General features: G+C 44.9%; 19 protein-coding genes and 1 other annotated feature. Of the genes, 2 read left to right on the top strand and 17 right to left on the bottom strand.

The window, feature by feature from the left end:
• Positions 1-275: 275 nt before the first annotated feature.
• On the bottom strand, positions 276-671 hold the full coding sequence (gene spxA / locus V1499_RS05455; RefSeq protein ID WP_316571664.1) for a transcriptional regulator SpxA: 396 nt from the start codon (positions 669-671) through the stop codon (positions 276-278).
• A 549-nt stretch (positions 672-1,220) separates the two neighbouring features.
• On the opposite strand from spxA, the gene V1499_RS05450 reads away from it, so the two are divergent.
• A complete protein-coding gene (locus tag V1499_RS05450; RefSeq protein WP_316571663.1) occupies positions 1,221-1,403 on the top strand; it encodes a hypothetical protein in 183 nt (60 codons plus the stop codon).
• Positions 1,404-1,567: 164 nt separating this feature from the next.
• On the opposite strand, the gene V1499_RS05445 is transcribed toward V1499_RS05450, so the two are convergent.
• The 6 genes from V1499_RS05445 to V1499_RS05420 all read right to left on the bottom strand — a co-directional run bounded on the left by V1499_RS05445 (position 1,568) and on the right by V1499_RS05420 (position 7,797).
• Positions 1,568-1,765, bottom strand: a complete 198-nt coding sequence (locus tag V1499_RS05445; protein WP_409274435.1) for a hypothetical protein — start codon at positions 1,763-1,765, stop codon at positions 1,568-1,570.
• A 254-nt stretch (positions 1,766-2,019) separates the two neighbouring features.
• Positions 2,020-2,952, bottom strand: a complete 933-nt coding sequence (locus tag V1499_RS05440; RefSeq protein WP_409274434.1) for an ABC transporter ATP-binding protein — start codon at positions 2,950-2,952, stop codon at positions 2,020-2,022.
• Positions 2,953-4,020: an ABC transporter ATP-binding protein gene (locus V1499_RS05435; protein WP_409274432.1), complete on the bottom strand. Its 1,068-nt coding sequence runs from the start codon at positions 4,018-4,020 to the stop codon at positions 2,953-2,955.
• Between the two features lie 13 nt (positions 4,021-4,033).
• Complete coding sequence (locus tag V1499_RS05430; protein WP_409274431.1) at positions 4,034-4,948, bottom strand: ABC transporter permease; 915 nt, start codon at positions 4,946-4,948, stop codon at positions 4,034-4,036.
• A 2-nt stretch (positions 4,949-4,950) separates the two neighbouring features.
• Positions 4,951-5,886, bottom strand: a complete 936-nt coding sequence (locus V1499_RS05425; RefSeq protein ID WP_409274430.1) for an ABC transporter permease — start codon at positions 5,884-5,886, stop codon at positions 4,951-4,953.
• A 279-nt stretch (positions 5,887-6,165) separates the two neighbouring features.
• Positions 6,166-7,797 carry a peptide ABC transporter substrate-binding protein gene (locus V1499_RS05420; protein WP_409274428.1) on the bottom strand — a complete coding sequence of 544 codons (1,632 nt, stop codon included), beginning with the start codon at positions 7,795-7,797 and terminating at the stop codon, positions 6,166-6,168.
• Positions 7,798-8,262: 465 nt separating this feature from the next.
• Positions 8,263-8,482, top strand: a binding site (T-box leader).
• Between the two features lie 60 nt (positions 8,483-8,542).
• Between V1499_RS05420 and trpS the strand changes: the two genes are divergently transcribed.
• Positions 8,543-9,535: a tryptophan--tRNA ligase gene (gene trpS, locus V1499_RS05415; RefSeq protein WP_409274427.1), complete on the top strand. Its 993-nt coding sequence runs from the start codon at positions 8,543-8,545 to the stop codon at positions 9,533-9,535.
• 226 nt (positions 9,536-9,761) lie between these two features.
• Here the strand turns inward: trpS and V1499_RS05410 are convergent, their stop codons facing one another.
• The 10 genes from V1499_RS05410 to V1499_RS05365 form a co-directional block, all read right to left on the bottom strand.
• On the bottom strand, positions 9,762-10,508 hold the full coding sequence (locus V1499_RS05410) for a YjbA family protein (protein WP_409274425.1): 747 nt from the start codon (positions 10,506-10,508) through the stop codon (positions 9,762-9,764).
• An 88-nt stretch (positions 10,509-10,596) separates the two neighbouring features.
• The gene (locus V1499_RS05405) at positions 10,597-10,812 is read right to left on the bottom strand and encodes a hypothetical protein (RefSeq protein ID WP_409274423.1); all 216 of its coding nucleotides are present in this window, start codon (positions 10,810-10,812) and stop codon (positions 10,597-10,599) included.
• 146 nt (positions 10,813-10,958) lie between these two features.
• A complete protein-coding gene (gene opp4C, locus V1499_RS05400) occupies positions 10,959-11,870 on the bottom strand; it encodes an oligopeptide ABC transporter permease (protein ID WP_409274421.1) in 912 nt (303 codons plus the stop codon).
• Between the two features lie 13 nt (positions 11,871-11,883).
• Entirely contained in the window at positions 11,884-12,849 is a 966-nt protein-coding gene (gene opp4B, locus V1499_RS05395) for an oligopeptide ABC transporter permease (RefSeq protein ID WP_409274419.1), read from the bottom strand.
• 272 nt (positions 12,850-13,121) lie between these two features.
• The gene (opp4A, locus tag V1499_RS05390; protein WP_409274418.1) at positions 13,122-14,828 is read right to left on the bottom strand and encodes an oligopeptide ABC transporter substrate-binding protein; all 1,707 of its coding nucleotides are present in this window, start codon (positions 14,826-14,828) and stop codon (positions 13,122-13,124) included.
• Between the two features lie 100 nt (positions 14,829-14,928).
• On the bottom strand, positions 14,929-15,930 hold the full coding sequence (locus tag V1499_RS05385; RefSeq protein ID WP_409276232.1) for an ABC transporter ATP-binding protein: 1,002 nt from the start codon (positions 15,928-15,930) through the stop codon (positions 14,929-14,931).
• Between the two features lie 5 nt (positions 15,931-15,935).
• Positions 15,936-16,964 (bottom strand): ABC transporter ATP-binding protein, encoded by a 1,029-nt coding sequence (locus tag V1499_RS05380; protein ID WP_409274416.1) that lies wholly within the window; start codon positions 16,962-16,964, stop codon positions 15,936-15,938.
• A gap of 170 nt (positions 16,965-17,134) precedes the next feature.
• Entirely contained in the window at positions 17,135-17,905 is a 771-nt protein-coding gene (locus V1499_RS05375; RefSeq protein WP_409274414.1) for a DUF2268 domain-containing protein, read from the bottom strand.
• A 158-nt stretch (positions 17,906-18,063) separates the two neighbouring features.
• Positions 18,064-19,302, bottom strand: a complete 1,239-nt coding sequence (fabF, locus tag V1499_RS05370; RefSeq protein WP_409274413.1) for a beta-ketoacyl-ACP synthase II — start codon at positions 19,300-19,302, stop codon at positions 18,064-18,066.
• Between the two features lie 45 nt (positions 19,303-19,347).
• Entirely contained in the window at positions 19,348-20,280 is a 933-nt protein-coding gene (locus V1499_RS05365; protein WP_409274411.1) for a beta-ketoacyl-ACP synthase III, read from the bottom strand.
• Between the last annotated feature and the right edge of the window lie 189 nt (positions 20,281-20,469).

Here is a 20,469-nt window from a genome sequence, read left to right as displayed (position 1 = left end):
TAAAGCAGGCATTTAGGGAAACAAAACATACCATTTTCAAAAAAATGAGCAAATGCCTCAGGCTAAGTTCGCAAGCGTGGCGAGGCACTAAAGATTCAGTTTCCAAAATCGGATATGCAATCGCGAATGAAGGGTTACATTATAGTTTAACAAAGGCTCGTCCTGTTCACAACCATTTTCTACTGGGAAAAATAAGGGCAGGTGGCGGGGGAAATGCTGCAAGGAATCAAGGGATTATAAAGGACCCCCAAGCTCTGGAGGTCCGGATGTGTTGTTTAGTTGACCATGCGCTGTGCTTCGCGAAGTTGGAATGTACGTACTTTCCTTGGAAGGAAGCGGCGGATTTCATCCTCATTGTAGCCAACCTGCAGCCTCTTCTCATCGAGGATGATTGGGCGGCGCAAAAGTCCTGGGTTATCCTTGATCAGTTCAAAAAGGTTTTGCAATGGCATGGTTTCCAGATTTACCTCAAGCTTCTGGAACGTTTTCGAGCGGGTCGAAATGATTTCATCCGTCCCATCTTCGGTCATCCTCAAAATTTCCTTGATTTCATCAATCGAAAGCGGTTCGGAAAAGATATTCCGTTCTGTGTATGGAATTTCATGCTCCTCCAACCATGCTTTAGCTTTTCTGCATGATGTGCAGCTTGGTGAAGTGTATAGCGTTACCATAAGTTTTCACACTCCTTCTAAAATAAAGGCCATCTATATGGTTTAAATGGGGATTACGATTTTAATGTTATAAATTAAAATAACTACAATTAAGGAATATCTATTATTAATTATACAGCAGTATCGATAAAAGCGGTATCACTTTTTGAAAATAATATTTTGTAAAAAAAGGCTCTCTTTTCTGCCATACGTAATATAAGACGAATCACAAACGAAAAAGTTTCACAGAATTTATAAAATAATTGATTTTTATGATTGCTCATCCTCCTAAACTATTATAATTTTCGTAGGTCGTAATTATTTTATGTACGTCATCTGGAAAAAATTAAAACATACAATCATATACCCGTCACCGGAGAGAGTTAAACATATTTTTTATAATTTTTTGGATTCTCATTTAATTTTTTGTAAATGAAAAAACATAATTATTTTCCGATTGTTTGCCAGAATGTCGATTCTTTTCCTTTTAATCTTTGCTTGTTTCTTTTAAAATAGAAGTATAAGGCAAGATAATAAATGTTTCCGAAGAGAGGGGCAGGAGAAGCATACATGGCAGGATACTTAACTGATTTAGCTATTGTCACTGTTTTGGTAGTTGGAATTACTGCTTTAATGGGAGTCATTACTAACGGCATCGGGGAAAATATTTTCGGAAGAAACAAACGCACTGAGTTCACTGACCAGGCTGCGAAATTTGTAACCGGCTGGAAGGAAGTTGGCGGGAAAAAATAATTTAAGTGTGGCTGCGGTACCCAATTGGTAACGCAGTTTTTTTATTGTATTCGTTTCAGGCTATATGTGCCAACCAAACCGGCTTTTGTCCAAACAATGTCACTCATTCTGATTTGAGTGACTTCCTATCTAGATTTTGCCCAAACAAAGTCACTCATCCTGAATTAAGTGACTTCCTTTCTGGATATTGCCCAAACAAAGTCACTCATCCGTATTTGAGTGACTTCCTTTCTGGATATTGCCCAAACAAAGTCACTCATCCTGATTTGAGTGACTTCCTTTCTGGATATTGCCCAAACAAAGTCACTCATCCGTATTTGAGTGACTTCCTTTCCGGATTTTGTCCAAACAAAGTCACTCATCCTTATTTAAGTGACTTCCTTTCCGGATTGTACCCAAACAAAGTCACTCATCCTGATTTGAGTGACTTCAATTCGGAATACGCAGAAACCTTGCTTTTCACGACATGTAAACCAAATTCAGCTCCCTCAATTTGGCACGCACCCAAAAATCAAGTACGCCAGGGCAAAAGAAAAACGACCCTTAGTGGGCCGTTTTCTTTGTTAACACTTATGGTTATTCAAGAGGATCTCTCCTGCACAGTCAATAAATCCTGCTACTTGTACTGAGCCTTGTACTGCTCGAATTCCTTCTTGGAGCAATAAACGAAGTGGCCAGGAGCAACTTCTCTCATCTCAAGTTCTTCATTCTCTTCATACTTATGGACACTTGGGTCGTAAGGAATCCTTTTCCTTGTGCGTTCACTGTCCGGATCCGGTAGTGGAATCGCCGATAGGAGCGATCTAGTATACGGATGCAGCGGGTTTTTATACAATTCTTCCGCAGGTGCCAATTCAACCAGCTTCCCGAAGTACATAACGCCAATCCTGTCGCTGATGTACTTGACCATGGACAGGTCGTGGGCGATGAACAGATACGTCAAGCCCTTTTCCTTCTGCAATTTTTTCAATAGGTTGACAACCTGTGCCTGGATGGACACGTCAAGTGCTGAAATTGGTTCATCCGCGATGATAAAGTCCGGCTCCACGGCAAGTGCGCGGGCAATCCCGATACGCTGCCTTTGGCCACCGGAAAATTCATGCGGATAACGGTTTGCGTGTTCCTTGTTCAAGCCGACCGTCTCAAGCAATTCATATACCCTCTCCATCCTTGCTTTCCTGCCCTTGGCAAGGCCGTGGATGTCGATTCCTTCGGCAATGATATCGGCCACCGTCATCCTTGGGTTTAGGGAAGCATATGGATCCTGGAAAATCATTTGCATTTTCCGGTTGAATTCTTTTAATTTCTTAGTCGACTTATGGCCATGGACATCCTCGCCATTAAAGAGTACCTGCCCATCAGTTGCGTCATAAAGGCGGATAATCGTCCTGCCGGTTGTTGACTTCCCGCATCCGGACTCCCCTACCAAACCAAGGGTTTCACCTTTGTAAATATCGAATGTTATACCATCAACAGCCTTGACCATATTTGGCCGTCCAACATTGAAGTACTGTTTCAGGTTTTTTATTTCAACCAATTTTTCAGCCATCTATTTCCCCTCCTTGACAAGCCTTGGCTCATCGAACGCAGAGGCCAGCTTCCTCATCCGTTTCTTTACTGCTTCAGGCGGCTCGACCTTTGGTGCATCGGGATGAAGGAGCCATGTTTTTGCGAAATGTGTTTCTGAAATTTGGAACAACGGCGGCTCTTGCTCAAAATCAATGGCCATTGCATACGGGTTCCTAGCCGCAAACGCATCGCCTTTTGGCGGGTTTGTCAGGTCTGGTGGTGTTCCCGGAATCGCGGCAAGTTCGGATTTATCGTCACTGTCCAAGCTTGGCATGGACGCAAGCAATCCCCATGTATACGGGTGGCGCGGATCATAGAAGATTTCATCCACCGTTCCCATTTCAACGATTTGGCCTGCATACATAACGACAACCCTATCGGCAACGTTAGCGACGACACCAAGGTCGTGCGTAATGAAGATGATGGAAGTATCCATCTTGCTTTGCAAGTCATTCATAAGGTCCAGGATTTGCGCCTGGATGGTAACGTCAAGTGCTGTAGTCGGCTCATCGGCAATTAGGAGCTGCGGATTAGCAGCAAGGGCTATCGCAATCATCGCCCGTTGTCTCATACCGCCGGAAAACTCATGCGGATACTGGTTGACGCGCCGTTCAGGCATAGGAATCCCTACGAGGCGCAGCATTTCCACCGCACGTTCCTTGGCCGCGGCCTGGCTCATATTTTGGTGCTTAATTAGCCCCTCCATGATTTGGCGTCCGATTTTCATCGTAGGATTCAGGGAAGTCATTGGATCCTGGAAAATCATGCTTATTTCTTTTCCTCGGATTTTTTCCATTTGCTTTTCCTTTTTTGGAACGATGTCTTCCCCATTGAAGAGGATTTGTCCGCCTGTGATTTTACCTGGAGGCATTGGAATCAGCTTCATGATCGTTTGTGCCGTAACACTTTTTCCAGAGCCAGATTCCCCTACAATCGCAAGGGTTTCACCTTTTTTCAAGTCAAAGCTTACGCCACGGACAGCTTTTACGTCTCCGCCATAAGTCTGGAATGAGACTTCCAGGTTCTTTACTTCAAGCAATTTCGTCATTTCTCATTCCCCCTTATTTCCGTAGTCTTGGATCCAATGCGTCGCGCAATCCGTCACCGATTACGTTGAAGGCAAAGATGGTTAAACAGATAAACGTAGCCGGGAAGAACAAGCGCCAAGGATAGTATTTAAGGGCCGGCAGTCCATCAGACGCCATTGTTCCCCAACTCGCAAGCGGCGGCGTCAATCCAAGCCCTAAATAACTCAGGAATGATTCCGTAAAGATAGCGGATGGAACGGATAACGTCATTGTTACGAGGATAGGCCCCATTGTATTCGGAATGAGGTGCTTGCTCATAATCCTCGGCAAATCCGCGCCTAGTGTCCTTGATGCAAGTACAAACTCCTGGTTTTTAAGGGAAAGTACCTGCCCCCGGACAATCCGCGCCATATTGATCCAGCCCGTGATTGTCATTGCCAGGATCATCGTTCCCACACCTTGTCCAAGAACAACCATCAAGAGGATAACCAACAGCAAATACGGAACACCCCAAAGGATATCGGCGAACCGCATCATGGCATCGTCTGTACGGCCGCCCTTATAGCCTGCTAGGCCGCCATAAAATACACCGATGAAAAAATCGACCAGGGCAGCCGCAACGCCGATGAACAATGAAATCCTTGCACCGAACCAAGTACGCGCGAACACATCGCGGCCAAGGTCGTCGGTGCCAAACCAATGCTCACTGCTTGGCGCTTTATTCGTATTCGTATAATCATTTGATCTATAATCATGTTCAGTCATATGAGGTCCAAAGATTGCCATGAAAATCAAGAGGATCAGGAGAACAACGCCAAACATGGCAAGCTTGTTTTTACGAAAACGGATTGAAACATCTTTCCAGAAAGAAAGGCTCGGTTTCGATATCTTTTCCGCATCGTAAGCCTTTGAACCGACAATCTGGAACTTATCTTTTGAAATCTGCATTGTTATTCTCCTTTCCTTCCGCCGGACAGTTTAATCCGTGGATCAATCAAGCCGTACGCGATGTCGACGAGGAGAATGGCCGTCAGCAAAATGATACTGTAGAAAACTGTAACACCCATGATAACTGTATAATCGCGGTTGGTGATTGATGTTACAAAGTGGGACCCAAGTCCTGGTATACCAAAAATCCTCTCGATAACGAAGCTCCCTGTAATGACACCTGCGGAAAGGGGGCCCAAATACGTCACAACAGGAAGCAATGCATTCCTGATCGCATGCTTCACAGTGATTGCCCTTTCGCTAAGCCCTTTTGCCTTTGCCGTACGGATATAGTCATTTGACATGACTTCCAGCATGCTCGAGCGGGTCAAGCGTGCAATAAACGCCATTGGCGTGGAAGCGAGTGCCACGGCCGGCAGGATCGTATGAGCAAAAGATTCCCAGCGCGCCACTGGCAAAATCTGCAGTTTGATGGAAAAAATATATTGAAGGACAGATGCCATAATAAAGGATGGAACTGAAATGCCCATTACCGCAAATATCATTGCGCTATAGTCCTGCCATTTATTATGCCTTAACGCGGCAATAATACCGAGGAGGACCCCAAGTGATACGGCAATTAAAATTGCTTCTAGCCCCAGGGCAAGTGAAACAGGGAACCCTGTCTCAATTAGGTCGTTAACTGTCCTTGCCTTGTACTTAAATGAGGGGCCGAAATCCCATTGGGCAATCCTGCCCAAGTATTCTCCGTATTGGACATACCATGGTTGGTCCAAACCATAATGCTCATTCAAAGCTTTTTCAATCTCAGCAGGCAACTGTTTTTCGGATGTAAACGGATTGCCTGGTGCCAGCCTCATTAGAAAAAATGTGGCCGTAATGATCAAGTAAAGGGAAAGTAGCATAAAAACCAATCTTCTAAAGATGTATCTAACCAAAAGTGCCCACCTCCATTGTTTGCCCTTTATCCTCTCCTAAAAATCAATTATTGACAATTTTTAAGAATAGTAAAAGGGTCTGCCGGAATTGGATTTATTTTCAAAACACTCTGGAAGCTTAGAAAAACTTGGCATCTATACGCCAAGTCCTAAAGGAGCATGCCTAATTTTTTCTATACTTCAGAATATTCCTCTAATATACCCTATATCAGAAAGGAAGGTATATGGGAACCGTAACCCCATATACCTACCTAAGTTGTATACCATATTCAGTTTTGCTTATTCGAACTTAGCCCACTTCAGCTGGACATCGCCAAGGCCGGATACAACTACACCCTTCAGGTTGTCTTTCTTAACCCAAACGTTTGTATAGAAGTAGATTGGGGCAGCCGGCATTTCATCCATGAAGATTGCTTCGGCTTGTTTCAACATTTCAAGACGCTTGTTGGCATCGCCTTCTTTTTGGGAATCGATCAGAAGCTGTTTATATTCTGCATTTTCCCAGAAAGTATCGTTGTTGCCGCCAAGTTTGTCGCGGTAAATTTCAAGGAAGTTGATTGGGTCGTTAAAGTCGCCCAGCCAGCCCATACGGCCGATCATGTAATCTCCCTTATGCATCTTGTCGATGTATACAGCCCACTCGGCATTGTCCAAGGTCACTTCAACGCCAAGGTTCTTCTTCCACATATCCTGGATTGCCTGGGCAATCTTTTGGTGTGCTTCTGAAGTGTTATAGGAAAGCGTGATTGCAGGAAGCTCGGAAACATCGCTATAACCAAGTTCCTTCAAACCTTCTGCAAGGAATTCCTTCGCTTTTTCAACATCGTTATCTTTGAAATAGCCCTTTTCATTTTCCTTGTTCATGGAAGGAGGTACGATTGCCATCGCAGGCACCTGTCCGCCCTGTGTGATGTTTTCAACTATTGCCTGGCGGTTGATTGCGTAGGCAAGAGCTTTACGGATATTTTTATTATTCAATGGCGGCTTTTCAGTCTGGAACTTATACCAATAAGTACCAGCGATTGGTTTGATGTTCAGGTTACCCGCATCCTTCAGCTGCTTAAGAGCGTCTGTTGGAAGTGTACCGAACGGAGAACCGGCCCAGTCAAGCTCGCCGTTGTCGAACATGGATAGTTCAGTGTTAGGATCATTAATCATGTACATCTCGACTTTAGTCAGGCTGACAGCATCAGCATCCCAATAGTCTTCGTTCTTTTCAATAACGATTTTGTCCTGGTGAGCCCATTCAGTCATCTTGAAAGGACCATTTGATACATATGCATCGCCTGCGTCAGTGTACCAATTCGGATTCTCTGTGGCCACTTTCTCATTAACAGGGAAATAAGTGTAAAACGCAGTCAACTCCAAAAAGTAAGGAGTCGGGTTCTCTAGTGTGACTACAAGAGTTTTGTCGTCCTTTGCTTCTACGCCTAGTGTTTCTGGCTTGGCTTTGCCTTCATTGATAGCCTGGCCGCCTTTAACATAGTATAGCTGGTATGCATACTGTGACTCGTTTGCTGGGTCAAGTGCCCATCTCCAGGCATAAACGAAATCATGGGCGGTTACAGGGTCGCCGTTTGTCCATTTAGCATCACGGAGCTTGAACGTGTACTGTGTCAGGTCGTCTGAAGGCTGGATGTCTTCCGCCATGGCAGGCTGCGGTTTTCCGTCCTTGTCAATACGTGTCAAGCCTTCAAATGTCTGAAGCAATACGCCGCCTGAGGTAGCGTCATTAGCCAATCCCGGATGTAGGGAGAATGGCTCGGAGTTGATGTTAACTTTCATTTCCTGTGGAACGTCTTTTTTCTTCTTGTCCTTATCGCCGCTGGCGCTATCGCCGCCGCTGCAGGCAGCAAGGAACATGCTCATTACAATCAACATGCTGAAAAAGATAGAAAATCTTTTCTTCACAGTCTTACCCCCCTATTATTAATTTCCTCAAACGGAAGTCCGATTGTCTTTCCAGTAAACTACATTTGTATGTACGGAAAAGAATGATTTAATAGTCTGATAATTTCTAAAAAAGAAAAAATCAGCCAATTAACCAATAAAAAAAAGCGAATTTATAGCTTTGCAGATACATTCATCTCCAGAAGTTATAAACCGGCTTTTTCTAGGTCCGGCTATAGAACATACGAATGTAATAATTGAAACACAATCGTAAAGTCGCCCGTTTGTTACGTTTATTATAAATAGTTTAATTCTTTAATGCAAGCAGGAAATTGGGACACAACCCTCTATTCCGGAATAACATTCTAGTATTACACTGGAAAAGGCGTATGAATTTTCCTGAAATTACCTCAATTTTACCTTCCCTAGCCATCTAATCCGCTTGATTTTCAATGCAATTTAATGTATTTTAATATTACAATTAATACAACGGCTTTGAGAAAGAATAGTACTGCCAGCAATTGGTTTTCAGAGAGTTTGTGGATGGTGTGAACAAACAACCGGCTGCCAGGAATGGGCTTTTGAGCCCCGGAATGGAAATTTAGTATATTCCGGCGCGTGCCAGGCGTTAACATGGCTTCCCCTTCAAGGGGCAAAAGAGGCTTTTAAGCAATTAGGGTGGCACCGCGGACCATTCGTCCCTATCATGATGGGGATGAATGGTCTTTTTTTATTATTTTTCAAAAATTATAAGGAGGAAACTTCCATGAAAACAATTTTTTCGGGTATTCAGCCAAGCGGCACGATTACTCTTGGAAATTACATCGGCGCCTTAAAGCAGTTCGTGGAGCTTCAGGAGGAATATAACTGCTATTTCTGTATAGTAGACCAGCATGCGATTACCGTACCACAGGACCCTATTCAATTAAGAAAAAATATCCGCAGCCTTGCCGCCCTCTATTTGGCGGTAGGCCTGGATCCGGAACGTGCTACGCTTTTCATCCAGTCCGAGGTGCCCGCACACGCCCAGGCCGGATGGATGATGCAATGCATCTCCTATATTGGCGAACTTGAAAGAATGACTCAGTTCAAAGACAAATCCGCAGGGAAAGAAGCGGTTTCCGCTGGGCTTCTAACATATCCGCCACTAATGGTCGCCGATATCCTCCTTTACAGTACAGATCTAGTACCTGTAGGCGAGGACCAAAAGCAGCATTTGGAACTGACAAGGGACCTGGCGGAAAGGTTCAATAAAAAGTATCGGGAGATTTTCAGCATACCGGAAGTGCGAATTCCCGAGGTCGGCGCTAGAATCATGTCGCTACAGGAACCGACAAAGAAGATGAGTAAGTCCGACCCTAACACGAAATCGTTCATTTCTATCCTTGACGAGCCGAAGCTAATTGAAAAGAAAATTAAAAGCGCAGTTACCGATTCTGACGGCGTCGTAAAATACGACAAGGATAACAAGCCAGGAGTATCGAATCTTTTGACCATTTATTCCATTCTAGGCGGAAAACCCATTCCTGAAATTGAAAAAAACTATGAAGGAAAAGGATATGGGGAGTTTAAGGCCGATTTGGCCGAAGTCGTCATCCATGCGCTTAAACCAATCCAGGACAGGTACCATGAATTAATGGAGTCCTCTGAACTGGACGACATCCTGGATCGGGGCGCGGAAAAAGCAAACAGGGCAGCATCGAAAATGCTAAAGAAAATGGAAAGTGCGATGGGGCTTGGCAGAAAGCGCAAAAAATAAGGTCTATTCATTAAACAAAGAGAGGCATTCCCAATTAAATTGGGCGCCTCTCTTTGTTATTTCAAAATGCTTTTAAGAAACTATTTCTGCCCTACTTACTAACAGCTTATCCATTAAACACCATTCGCCTATTATATAGAAGAAACTCGACGTTTAATTTCCTTAGAAAAAAAACTGCAAAACAACCGAAAAAAATCTCCTCTAACAGCTGGTTCTAAATTGGGGATTAATTCACCTTGGGACCGTGCTCCATTTCCCAAAGTTTTTCGAAAAACGGCTGCCCTTTAATAAGATTTTCACAGAAATGTTCATGCTTCCTACTCCAGCCTGGCTTTACATTTGTAAAAAGCTGCTTCCACGCTTCGTCAAAATTCATTTTTTGGATTGCTTCATAATGTTCAGGTGACCATTCCGTATACCAATAGCGAATTTCTGCTTCATTCCCTGATGACTGCAGCTGGTCGAGCGCCATGAACAACAGCTGTTTCAATTGCCTTTCCTTTCTGGTTAACCCGGTCATTAGTTCCGGTTCAGGAGAAAGTATATGGAACTCTTTAGAATCAAGTTCAGGCTTGAATTTGTAAACTGCGGGATCCTGATTTTCAAGCATTTCATAGACAAGCTGTTCCTGCCTGGGAATAAGCCTGCTTTTTCTGACCGGAATATTGTACCCAATTGTGTCAACTGCCAGTATGTCCATTCCGTCACTTATGACAAAACAGTATTCTAATTGAATCCGCTCATGATTTTTCCGTAAATAAGCCTTTTGATAAATATCATCGAGAAGCTGCTGAGGCAATGGCGCAAGGTCGTTTTCAATGTAACGGAACAGGATTGGCTCAACCTTTAAGAGCGGTACCTGGTCAAGCAATTCAACGCCATCATCTTTTCTCCATTCATGGAAATGGCATACATTGTAGCCATTTTCCTCTCCTTCAAACCAGTTCACCCAGACATCATGAAGATATAACATTGATCGACCCCTCACTTCAAGAATCCATTTGTCAATCAGTATAGGCAGCCTCAAGTTAAATTATTCCTTATTCGGACGATGAATCCTTTCATTCATTATCATTTCGGCTGGGTAGAAATATGCTTAAAGCGACGATTGTCACGCCTATCGGAAGTAGATAGCATTCAGGCTTCGCCGATATAAATTGAAGATAGTCCCAATACCCCATACCTGCGGCGAAAACGTTCAGATATGCAACTAAACTGATACCCCCGGAAACCGAAATGCCAAAACCCGTCAGCAAGAAAAACAACCTAACAGCCATAATCCCCGATTCTCCTGTCCATGCCGACCCTCCTGCATGTCCGCATTCTTTAACACATATGTATGATTGATTATCCTTGGTTATGTACACCCTTTCCCTGGAAGGTTTTTTCACAAAAAAAATCTACCATTTTTGGATGGTAGATTTTATCTTCGAGATTTAGGGTTGAAAGCATCTTTTAGGCCCTCTCCGATGAAGTTAATGGAAAGGATTGTCGTTGTGATAATCAATGCCGGCGGAACCCAGATCCATGGTTTGCCTTTAAGTACATCCGGCTCATTTGCAGAAGAAAGCATATTTCCCCAGCTCGGGACTTCCTGTGGCACACCAAATCCTAGGTAGCTCAACGCGGATTCGGCTACAATCATGCCGGCAAACAAAATTGTCGCCTGAACGATAATCGTTGACATGACGTTTGGCAATAGATGCTTGGTGATAACTTTAAAAGGTGAGCAACCAATCGAAACTGCCGCTGTGATGTACTCATTTTCCTTTTCCGCGAGAATCTTGCTTCGCACAATCCGCGCAACCCCGCCCCAGTTAAGAATACTAATGGTTCCAACCAACACCCATACCCCCGAGACCATCCCAAACAGGATTGCGTTAAGGACGATAACAAAAACGAGGAACGGGAAGTTCAGGACAAAATCAGTAAACCTCATTAGTAGGCTGTCAACAGTTCCTCCAAAATAGCCAGCAATAGACCCTACAAGTGTACCGAGGAATATGACAAAAAATGTACAGGAAAGGCCAACCATCAATGAAATACGTCCGCCATACAGCAGCCTAGTGAAGACATCCCTTCCGCTCTTGTCGGTACCGAGCCAATGGTCCGCTGATGGTTTAAGCGACATTTCACCAATATTGATCCGGGAAACATCCGCGGTCGTGATAAATGGTGCCAAGAATGAAAGGATACTTACTATCAATAAGAAAACAAGGCTTACCATCGCCAGTTTGTTTTTCAGGAATTTTTTACGCGCAAGGGCCAGTGGAGATAAACTTCTTTTCGGCGGCCCTACATTCAATTCTGATTCTTTTCGAGTTGCAATTTCCATTATCTGTCCCTCCTTAATCCAGCCTGATACGCGGATCGACTACACCATATAGAATATCCGCAACAAGGTTGCCGACCAATGTCAAAAAGGAAAACAACATGGTCAGAGCCATCATGACCGGATAATCCCTGGTATTTACTGACTGAAGGAACAGCTGGCCGATTCCGGGATAGGTAAAGATTGATTCTGTGATGATCGCGCCGCTAATAATGGCGACAATATCGAAGCCAAGGAAGGTAATAAGCGGGATAATGGAATTCCGCAAAATATGGACATTGTAAATCCGCTTTTCCGGTGTTCCTTTCGCCCTTGCAGTCCTTACAAAATCCTTGCGGCTGTTTTCAATGATATCGTTCCGCAGAAACTGCGTATAACTGGCAGTACTAAGCATTCCAAGCACAAGGGCAGGAAGCAATACGTGATGTAACTTACTCAAATACCATTCAAACGTACCGTTAGGTATTGTAATATCGACTGATCCATTTGACGGAAACCAGTTCAGCGAAAAGGAGAAGATATATATGGCGAATACCCCTGCAACAAACGATGGGATTGAAAGCCCGAGATAGTTAAAGCCACCAATCAAGTTGTCTGCCATGGTATAAGGCTTTCGGCCTGCATATGTTCCCATTAAGAATGCCAGGATGTACGTAATCAGGATTGCCGTACCTCCAAGCATAAGGGTGTTAGGTACCTTTTCACTTATAACATCTGCAACATCAATCTTAAAACGGGTTGATTTTCCGAAATCGCCCTGAACAAAATTGGAAATCCAGTTAAAGTACTGAACTGGAAGAGGGTCGTAATACCCCATTTTTTGCCGCATTTCCTCAATGTATTGGGGGTCTGTGTTATTCGGATCTATTTCTCCACTGAAGGAGTCCCCTGGCATTAATTTCGCCAAAGTAAAAACCACAATGGAGATAAGGAGCAACATTGGGATCATTCCCAATATTCTACGAAGCGAATATTTCAACATATGCATTCTCCTTACCTTTGCTGCGTCTTGGCTGCCGTTCAATTTTCAACAGCAATGCCCCACCTCAAAACAGTGGTACAGCAGTCTAGAGTTTTGGGTAGGGCCGGCTGCCCCAATTTCCGGTTGGCATTTGCAATTAAAACTAACCGCGGCGGTAATCCGCGGTTAGCTTCAACCAACCATGTTTTTGTCAAACTTATACTGAGGGTTGAACGGTAGTAATACGGGTTATCCCATCAGCGGGCCAATGCCGGCTGATGGGAAGTGCCATCTTACTGCTCAAGCCACCATTCGTTCGGGCGGTTTGAACCGGAAACATCGTACTTAACGCCTTTAACGCGCTTGTTAAGGGCAACGATTTCTTCAAGTTCCGCGATTGGAAGCGCAGGAAGCTCATCCATGAAATGCTTCTGCCACTCAACATAAAGTTCCTTACGCTTTTCGGAGTCCGTTCCAACTACTTCCATATCAAGAGCGTCGTCAAGCAACTGATCGCTCTTCTCGCTTACCCAGCGAGGGTAGTTCCAAAGCGCATCAGACCTCCACAGGCCGGATGGATCTGGATCTGTACCAGTTGACCAGCCGCCGAAGAATACTTCCATCTTCTTGTCGGACTTTTCAAGCATATCGTAGTAAAGGCCAGCGTCTGTCATTGTCAGCTTGGATTTCAAGCCAATATCTTCCCAGTACTGAGTCAATTGTTTCGCACGGGCTTCGAACGTTGGGTTTTGTGTTGCATAGTGCGAGAAGTTCACAACGAATGGCTTGCCATTTGGATCTTCACGGAAATTGTCTCCGTCAACATCCTTCCAGCCTGCGTCGTCAAGGATTTTCTTCGCTTTTTCAGGGTCGTAATCATATTGCTCAAGATCATTATTGTCAGCCGCGATCCAGTGGTTTGTAGGAACAGGTCGGTTAACCGGCTTACCTACCCCAAAGAAGAACGCTTGAACCCACTCTTCACGGTTAATTGCATAGTACATCGCTTCACGAAGCGCTTTATCCTGGTACTTAGGTTCGTTCATAACGTTTTTCTTGCCATCCCAGTTACCAAGCTTGAAGCCTACATAGTAATAGGAAAGGCCAGGGTATTTTACAACATTAATGTTGTCAAGAGCTTCTACTTGCTCGATGATGCTTGGGTGGAACGAAGTCATGTCAAGCGTATTGTTTTGAAGTTCGCCGACAGTCAGGGACGGGTCGATAACTTTCAAGACAATTTTTTCAATATGAGGCTTGCCGCCAAAATACTCATCGAAACGCTCAAGTTCGACCGATTCTCCAGGGACGATTTTCGAAACTTTGAATGGCCCAAGGCCGACTGGCTTTGTACGAACCTTTTCGGAAGCCATCATATCCTTAACAGCAATACCTTCGAATTCTTTACGTGACATTGCGTATGACCAGAAATTCTCAAGGTTGTTCACGCGTGCTTTGTCAAATGTAACTTCCATTTCATAGTCGTTGATAATCTTGATTCCAGAGATGCTATCAGCTTTGCCTTCCTTGTACTCAGGAACGCCAACTACGGTTTGGACGTTGACGTAACGGGGACCATCATAGTCTTTGTCAGCGAGGACTTTGATTGCGAACTCCCAGTCATGAACGGTAAGCTCTTCACCGTTATGCCATTTTACGCCTTCCTTAATCTTGAACTTGTAAACCTTGTTATCATCTGTTTCCCATGAAGCGATATGAGGCTGTGCTTTCAGGTTCTCATCATAATCGATGAGGTTTTCATCAAAGAAATCAATAACTTCAGCATCAGTTGCATTTCCATAGAAGTTCGGGTTGAATTTTCCTTCTGGTGCGGAGTCAAGCGAGTAAACAAGTGTTCCGCCATCTTTCGGCTCTTCGGAAGCGTTATCTTTGTTGTCTCCTTGTTTTTTCGAGTCTGTCTTTTCTCCTCCGCTGCATGCCGCCAGGAACATGGATAAAACCAATACCAGCGCAGACAGCCATAACCAATTCTTCTTCATTGTGGTCCCCCCATATAATTAGTGGTATTACAAGCGTCCAGAAAATGGAATTTGGACACTTTAGCAAAACACATAGAACGCCATTGCATTCCTCGTGTTTTTAATAAAGGTGGCAAGCGACTCTGTGAGAGGGCTTCACCTCCTTTAATTCCGGCTTTGTAACCGAACATTGCTCCATGGCCATTGGGCAGCGCGGATGGAACGGGCAGCCGGATGGCGGGTTCAATGGGCTTGGCACATCCCCTGTCAGGATGATCCGCTCCTTCTTTTTCTTTGGATCCGGTGAAGGAATGGCGGATATCAATGCCTGGGTATAAGGATGGAGCGGTTCGGCATAAAGGCTGTCCTTTTCAGCAATTTCCACCATATTGCCAAGGTACATCACGCCGATCCGGTCGCTCATATGCTTTACGACGCTCAAATCATGAGCGATAAACAAAAATGTTAAATCAAATTCTTCCTGCAAATCCTTCAGCAGGTTCAATACCTGGGACTGGACAGACACGTCGAGAGCGGATACCGGCTCATCGGCAATGATTAGCTTAGGCCTTAAGGCAAGCGCCCTGGCGATACCGACCCTCTGCCTTTGCCCTCCGGAAAATTCGTGTGCGTATTTGTAATAGGCATCCTCAGGTAGGCCGACCCTTTCAAGAAGGTCCATTACTTCCCTTTTTAGCTCTTCCTTTGGTTTTTTCGTATAGTTATAGATTGGCTCTGCAATAATATCGCCAACCATCTGCATCGGATTAAGCGACGCATATGGATCCTGGAAGACCATCTGCATGTCTTTGCGGATATCGCGAAGTGTCTTCCCGCTGATATTGGTGATATCCTGCCCGTCAAATATGATTTGCCCGTCTGTAGGTTTCAGAAGCCTCAGGATTGTCCGTCCCGCTGTAGACTTTCCGCAGCCTGACTCCCCAACAAGGCCAAGTGTTTCGCCTTTTTTGATTTCAAATGAAATATCGTCGACGGCTTTAACGTTTCCGATGGTCCTTTTGAAAAAACCGCCTTTGACAGGATAATAGGTTTTGAGATTCCGGATTTCGAGCAAATTCCCCTTGCCGGCACCGGTATTCTGTTTGCTTGCTTCTGTTGCTATACCGCTCACTGGCTAATCGCTCCTTCCTTTGGCCTGCTTGTTTCAAAGAGCAGGCAGGCTACCTTGTGCCCGTCTCCGTTGTCCGCGAGAAGTGGTGTTACCGTCTGGCACTCCGGCATAGCCATTGGGCAGCGGTTGGCAAACCTGCAGCCTGTTTTTGGCATGTTTGTAATCGATGGGACGATTCCCTGGATGGAGCTAAGCCTGTCTGCCTCATCCTCCATTTTTGGAATCGCGCCAAGAAGCAGGGTTGTATATGGATGCTTCGGATTATAGAAAAGCGTTTCGACGTCGGTTTGTTCGACGATTCTTCCCGCATACATGACAATGACTTCATCACACATTTCCGCCACGACACCGAGGTCGTGTGTAATAAGAATGATGGACATGTCATTGACTTCCTGGATTTCTTTCAGAAGCTCAAGTATCTGGGCTTGTACGGTTACATCCAATGCTGTTGTCGGTTCATCCGCAATCAACAGTTTCGGCTGGCAGGCAATCGCGATTGCAATCATGACCCGCTGCCTCATCCCGCCGGACAGCTGGTGAGGATACTCATCAACAATTTTCTCCGGCCTGGAAATCCCAACGCTCTTCAAAAGCGCTATCGCTTTTTGGCGCGCTTCCTGTTTGGTGATTTTCTGGTGGTTTAAAAGGACTTCCTGTATTTGCGATCCGATTGTAAATACAGGATTCAATGACGTCATTGGTTCTTGGAATATCATCGAGATATCCTTGCCGCGTATTTTATTCACCTGATTCTCGTCCAGTTTTTCTATATGAATGTTATCGAAGACGATTTCCCCTGACTTGATCTTGCCAATTCCTTTAGGAAGAAGCTGCATGATCGACAGGCTCATGACCGATTTCCCACAGCCGGATTCCCCGACTATTCCGACTATCTGGCGGGGCTTAACCGAAAACGACACATTGTCGACCGCATTATAGAACGTTCCATCGATATCGAATGCTGTTTCCAGGTTTCTCACTTCCAGTAATGGTGTTCCGCTTTGCTGGATTTTTTTTGTGCTCATACGACACCTTCTTACTTAAAAATTTTCTGGCTATTCGCTATATTTAAATAAAATACTATTACAGATTTGTTACAATTGCAAGGAATATTTGTTAATTTTTATCTAGATGCTGGAAAAGGAGGAAAAGCCCGTCCTTATTGGCTTTTCCTATTTAAAAAAAGGAAATTCTTTTAAAAAAAGAAAGAATTACCATTAATTTCGAAAGAACTTTCTATCGAAAATCCGTGACTTTGGTAATATCTTTTGACTAAAAAGTAACCATAACAATAGCCCAAAAGTCTCGGAATTCCATTTCCGCCAAAGAGGAGCCAATCATGCTCTTTTTCTGTCTTTTTTTTATCAAGATTATCCCGCAATAATAATTTATAGAAATGGTTAAGTTCATTTTCATTGTATAAAGAACACCATTCCGCCTGGTAATTTTCGCCACATTCATGGTATACCGCATATTCCGCTAGCCCTTCCATAATCATTGATTCAAGCAAGGAGTTTTCCCGGACATCTTTTGAAATAACATTTATTCTGCACGTATGATGGTATTCATGGACTAACAGCGCATCCAGTTCCTTTTTGTCCTCAATGTGGGGAAGAAAGAGAAAGAGTTTATCTGGATAGGAGACTCCGGATTTTTGCGGTGGTGCCTTACGTAGGAAGGCCGTTCTTTTAGCGGACGGAAAAATAAAGATTGGAATATCCGGTCCGTTCCATTTACCCCGATACTTTTTAAAGATTTCTTCCACATTCGCCCAAGTGTTGCTGTCTATAAGAAGCTGTACATCCTTCCCGATCGCTGCCGATGGTTTATACATTCCGAAAGACAATAATTCCCGGTAAATCTCCCTCGGCTTCCCTCCCGGAAAATATGGTTTAAGCCGCTCGCATATTGCTTCAGGCCGTTGCCAGTCTTCTTCAAGCCATTCGTCTGTTCGGATAATTGCCATCTCGGTATCCCCTCCGATGAAAATGCCTCTTTCTATCCTATGGGTCCAATAGTTGAAAATTCACAATCCAGGATATAAAAAAACCAGTCTGTATGTGAATATACAGACTGGTTTGGATTGGTTATTTTTCATGTGGGCCCTATCGGGTTGGATAAAGCTTATTCATATTTTTTAAAGGCTAGCGTTGCATTGTGCCCGCCGAATCCGAGCGAGTTGCTGATGGCAGCCTTAATTTCGCCTTGCCTTGATTGATTCACTACATAATCCAGATCGCATTCAGGATCCGGTGTTTCATAATTGATCGTCGGAGGCATGACCGAATCCCTGATTGCCAAGGCAGTGAAGATCGCCTCGACTCCGCCAGCAGCGCCCAACAGGTGGCCGGTCATCGACTTGGTTGAACTGACAGCAAGCTTGTATGCGTGTTCGCCAAACACCTCTTTAATGGCATTCGTTTCAAATCTGTCGTTATAGTCGGTACTCGTACCGTGCGCATTGATATAATCAATGTCTTCCAGATTAAGTCCACCATCCTCAAGGGCCATCCTCATGGCGCGGACGCCGCCTTCTCCCCCAGGTGCCGGCGCGGTGATATGGTAGGCATCACCGGTCGCTGCATATCCTACTATTTCCGCGTAAATCTTCGCTCCGCGGGCTTTCGCATGTTCCAATTCTTCAAGGACAACAATGCCAGCGCCTTCGCCCATGACAAAACCATCCCTGTTTTTATCAAATGGCCTGCTCGCCGTTGCCGGATCCGGGTTGGTCGAAAGCGCCGTGTTCGCGCAGAAACCAGCGACAGCCATCTTCGTAATCGGCGCCTCAGTTCCACCGGTAACCATCGCATCCGCATCACCGCGCTGGATAACCTTGAACGCATCGCCTATCGAATTCGTCCCTGTGGCGCATGCGGTCACAGTGCAGGAATTGAATCCTTTCGCCCCGAGCATAATGGAAACCTGGCCCGCAGCCATGTCGGGAATCATCATAGGGACGAAGAATGGGCTTACTCTTCTATAACCCCTGTTTTGAAAAACTTCAAACTGCTGTTCAAACGTCTCCATCCCGCCGATTCCTGAACCAATCCAAACGCCTACCCGGTGGGCATTCTCATCCACGATTGCCAGTCCGGAATCCTTGACGGCCATCAAGGAAGCAGCCACCGCGTATTGTGTGAATCGGTCCATCTTCCTGGCTTCTTTTTTCTCAATAAACTCTTCCGGGTTAAAATCATTGATCTGCGCCGCCACTTTAGCCGGGAAATCATCCGCGTTGATCCGAGTCAGCGGCCCAATCCCCGATTTGCCTGCAACGATATTTTTCCAGGTTGTTTCGGCATCAAGTCCGAGCGGGGTTACAGCCCCTATCCCTGTAATTACTACCCTGCGTTTCGTCACGAAAAGCCATCTCCTTTTCCGTACTATTTATGTTCAGTGCTACAATTATTTTCCCCAGCGGATGGCGATGGCCCCCCAAGTGAGCCCGCCACCAAAACCGACCATGACGACAACATCGCCGTCCTTGATTTTTCCTGCCTTCACTTCATCGACCAGTGAGATTGGAATCGATGCTGCCGAAGTGTTTCCATACTTACTAATTGTATAAGATACTTTTTCTTCAGGCAATTCCAGCCTCTGCCGGGCAGCCTCAATAATCCGGATATTTGCCTGATGGGGTACGAGGAAATCCACGTCATCCTTTTCAAGGCCTGCTTTATGAAGGACATTGACACTGCTTTCCCCCATTTGCCGGACTGCGAACTTAAAGACTTCACGGCCGTTCATAATGATGGACTCATCCTGATATAGATGTTTTCCGCCTGTTCCATCTGCGCCAAGTTCAAAAGAGAGCACGCCACGGTCACCGGATACAGGCCCAAGCACAACCGCGCCCGCACCATCACCGAAAAGTACAGCCGTGTTCCGGTCATCCCAATTGACGATTTTTGATAATTTCTCAACCCCGACAACGAGGACGTGTTTATAAACGCCCGTTTCAATGAATTGTTTTCCTGTTACGATGCCGTACATGAATCCGGCGCATGCTGCGCTTACATCCATTGCCGCCGCATTTACTGCCCCAAGCCTTTCCTGGAGCATACAGGAAACGGAAGGGAACGGCCTGTCGGGAGTTACAGTAGCAACGAGAATCATATCGATTTCGGATGGAGCTATTCCCGCATCCTCAATCGCCATCCGTGCAGCCTCATAAGCCATATGAGATGTATCTTCATTTTCCCCGGCAATCCTTCTCTCTTCAATGCCAGTCCTCGTCCGGATCCATTCATCGGACGTATCCATCCTCTTTTCGAGGTCAAAATTCGTTACAACGGTTTCTGGGACATATTTTCCTAAACCAACTATGCCAGCTCGCATCGTGGCCATCTCCTTATTGTATAAAATAATCATGGTAGCTTTATTATCAAATATTATGACTTGGTACTAATTTTATCAAATAAAAAAGGCACTTTGCAATAGTTATTTGCCGGATAGCCCATTGAGTATACCTTCCCTTTACATTTTCCCTTCATATAGTGGAAGTGAGAATGGTTTTGGAAGGAGGGG

Origin of the sequence: Neobacillus oceani, assembly GCF_046237595.1 — a bacterium.
Taxonomy (GTDB): domain Bacteria; phylum Bacillota; class Bacilli; order Bacillales; family Cytobacillaceae; genus Bacillus_D; species Bacillus_D oceani.
The sequence above is the reverse complement of the archived record's forward strand: the minus strand, read 5'-3'. Positions and strand labels throughout refer to the sequence as shown.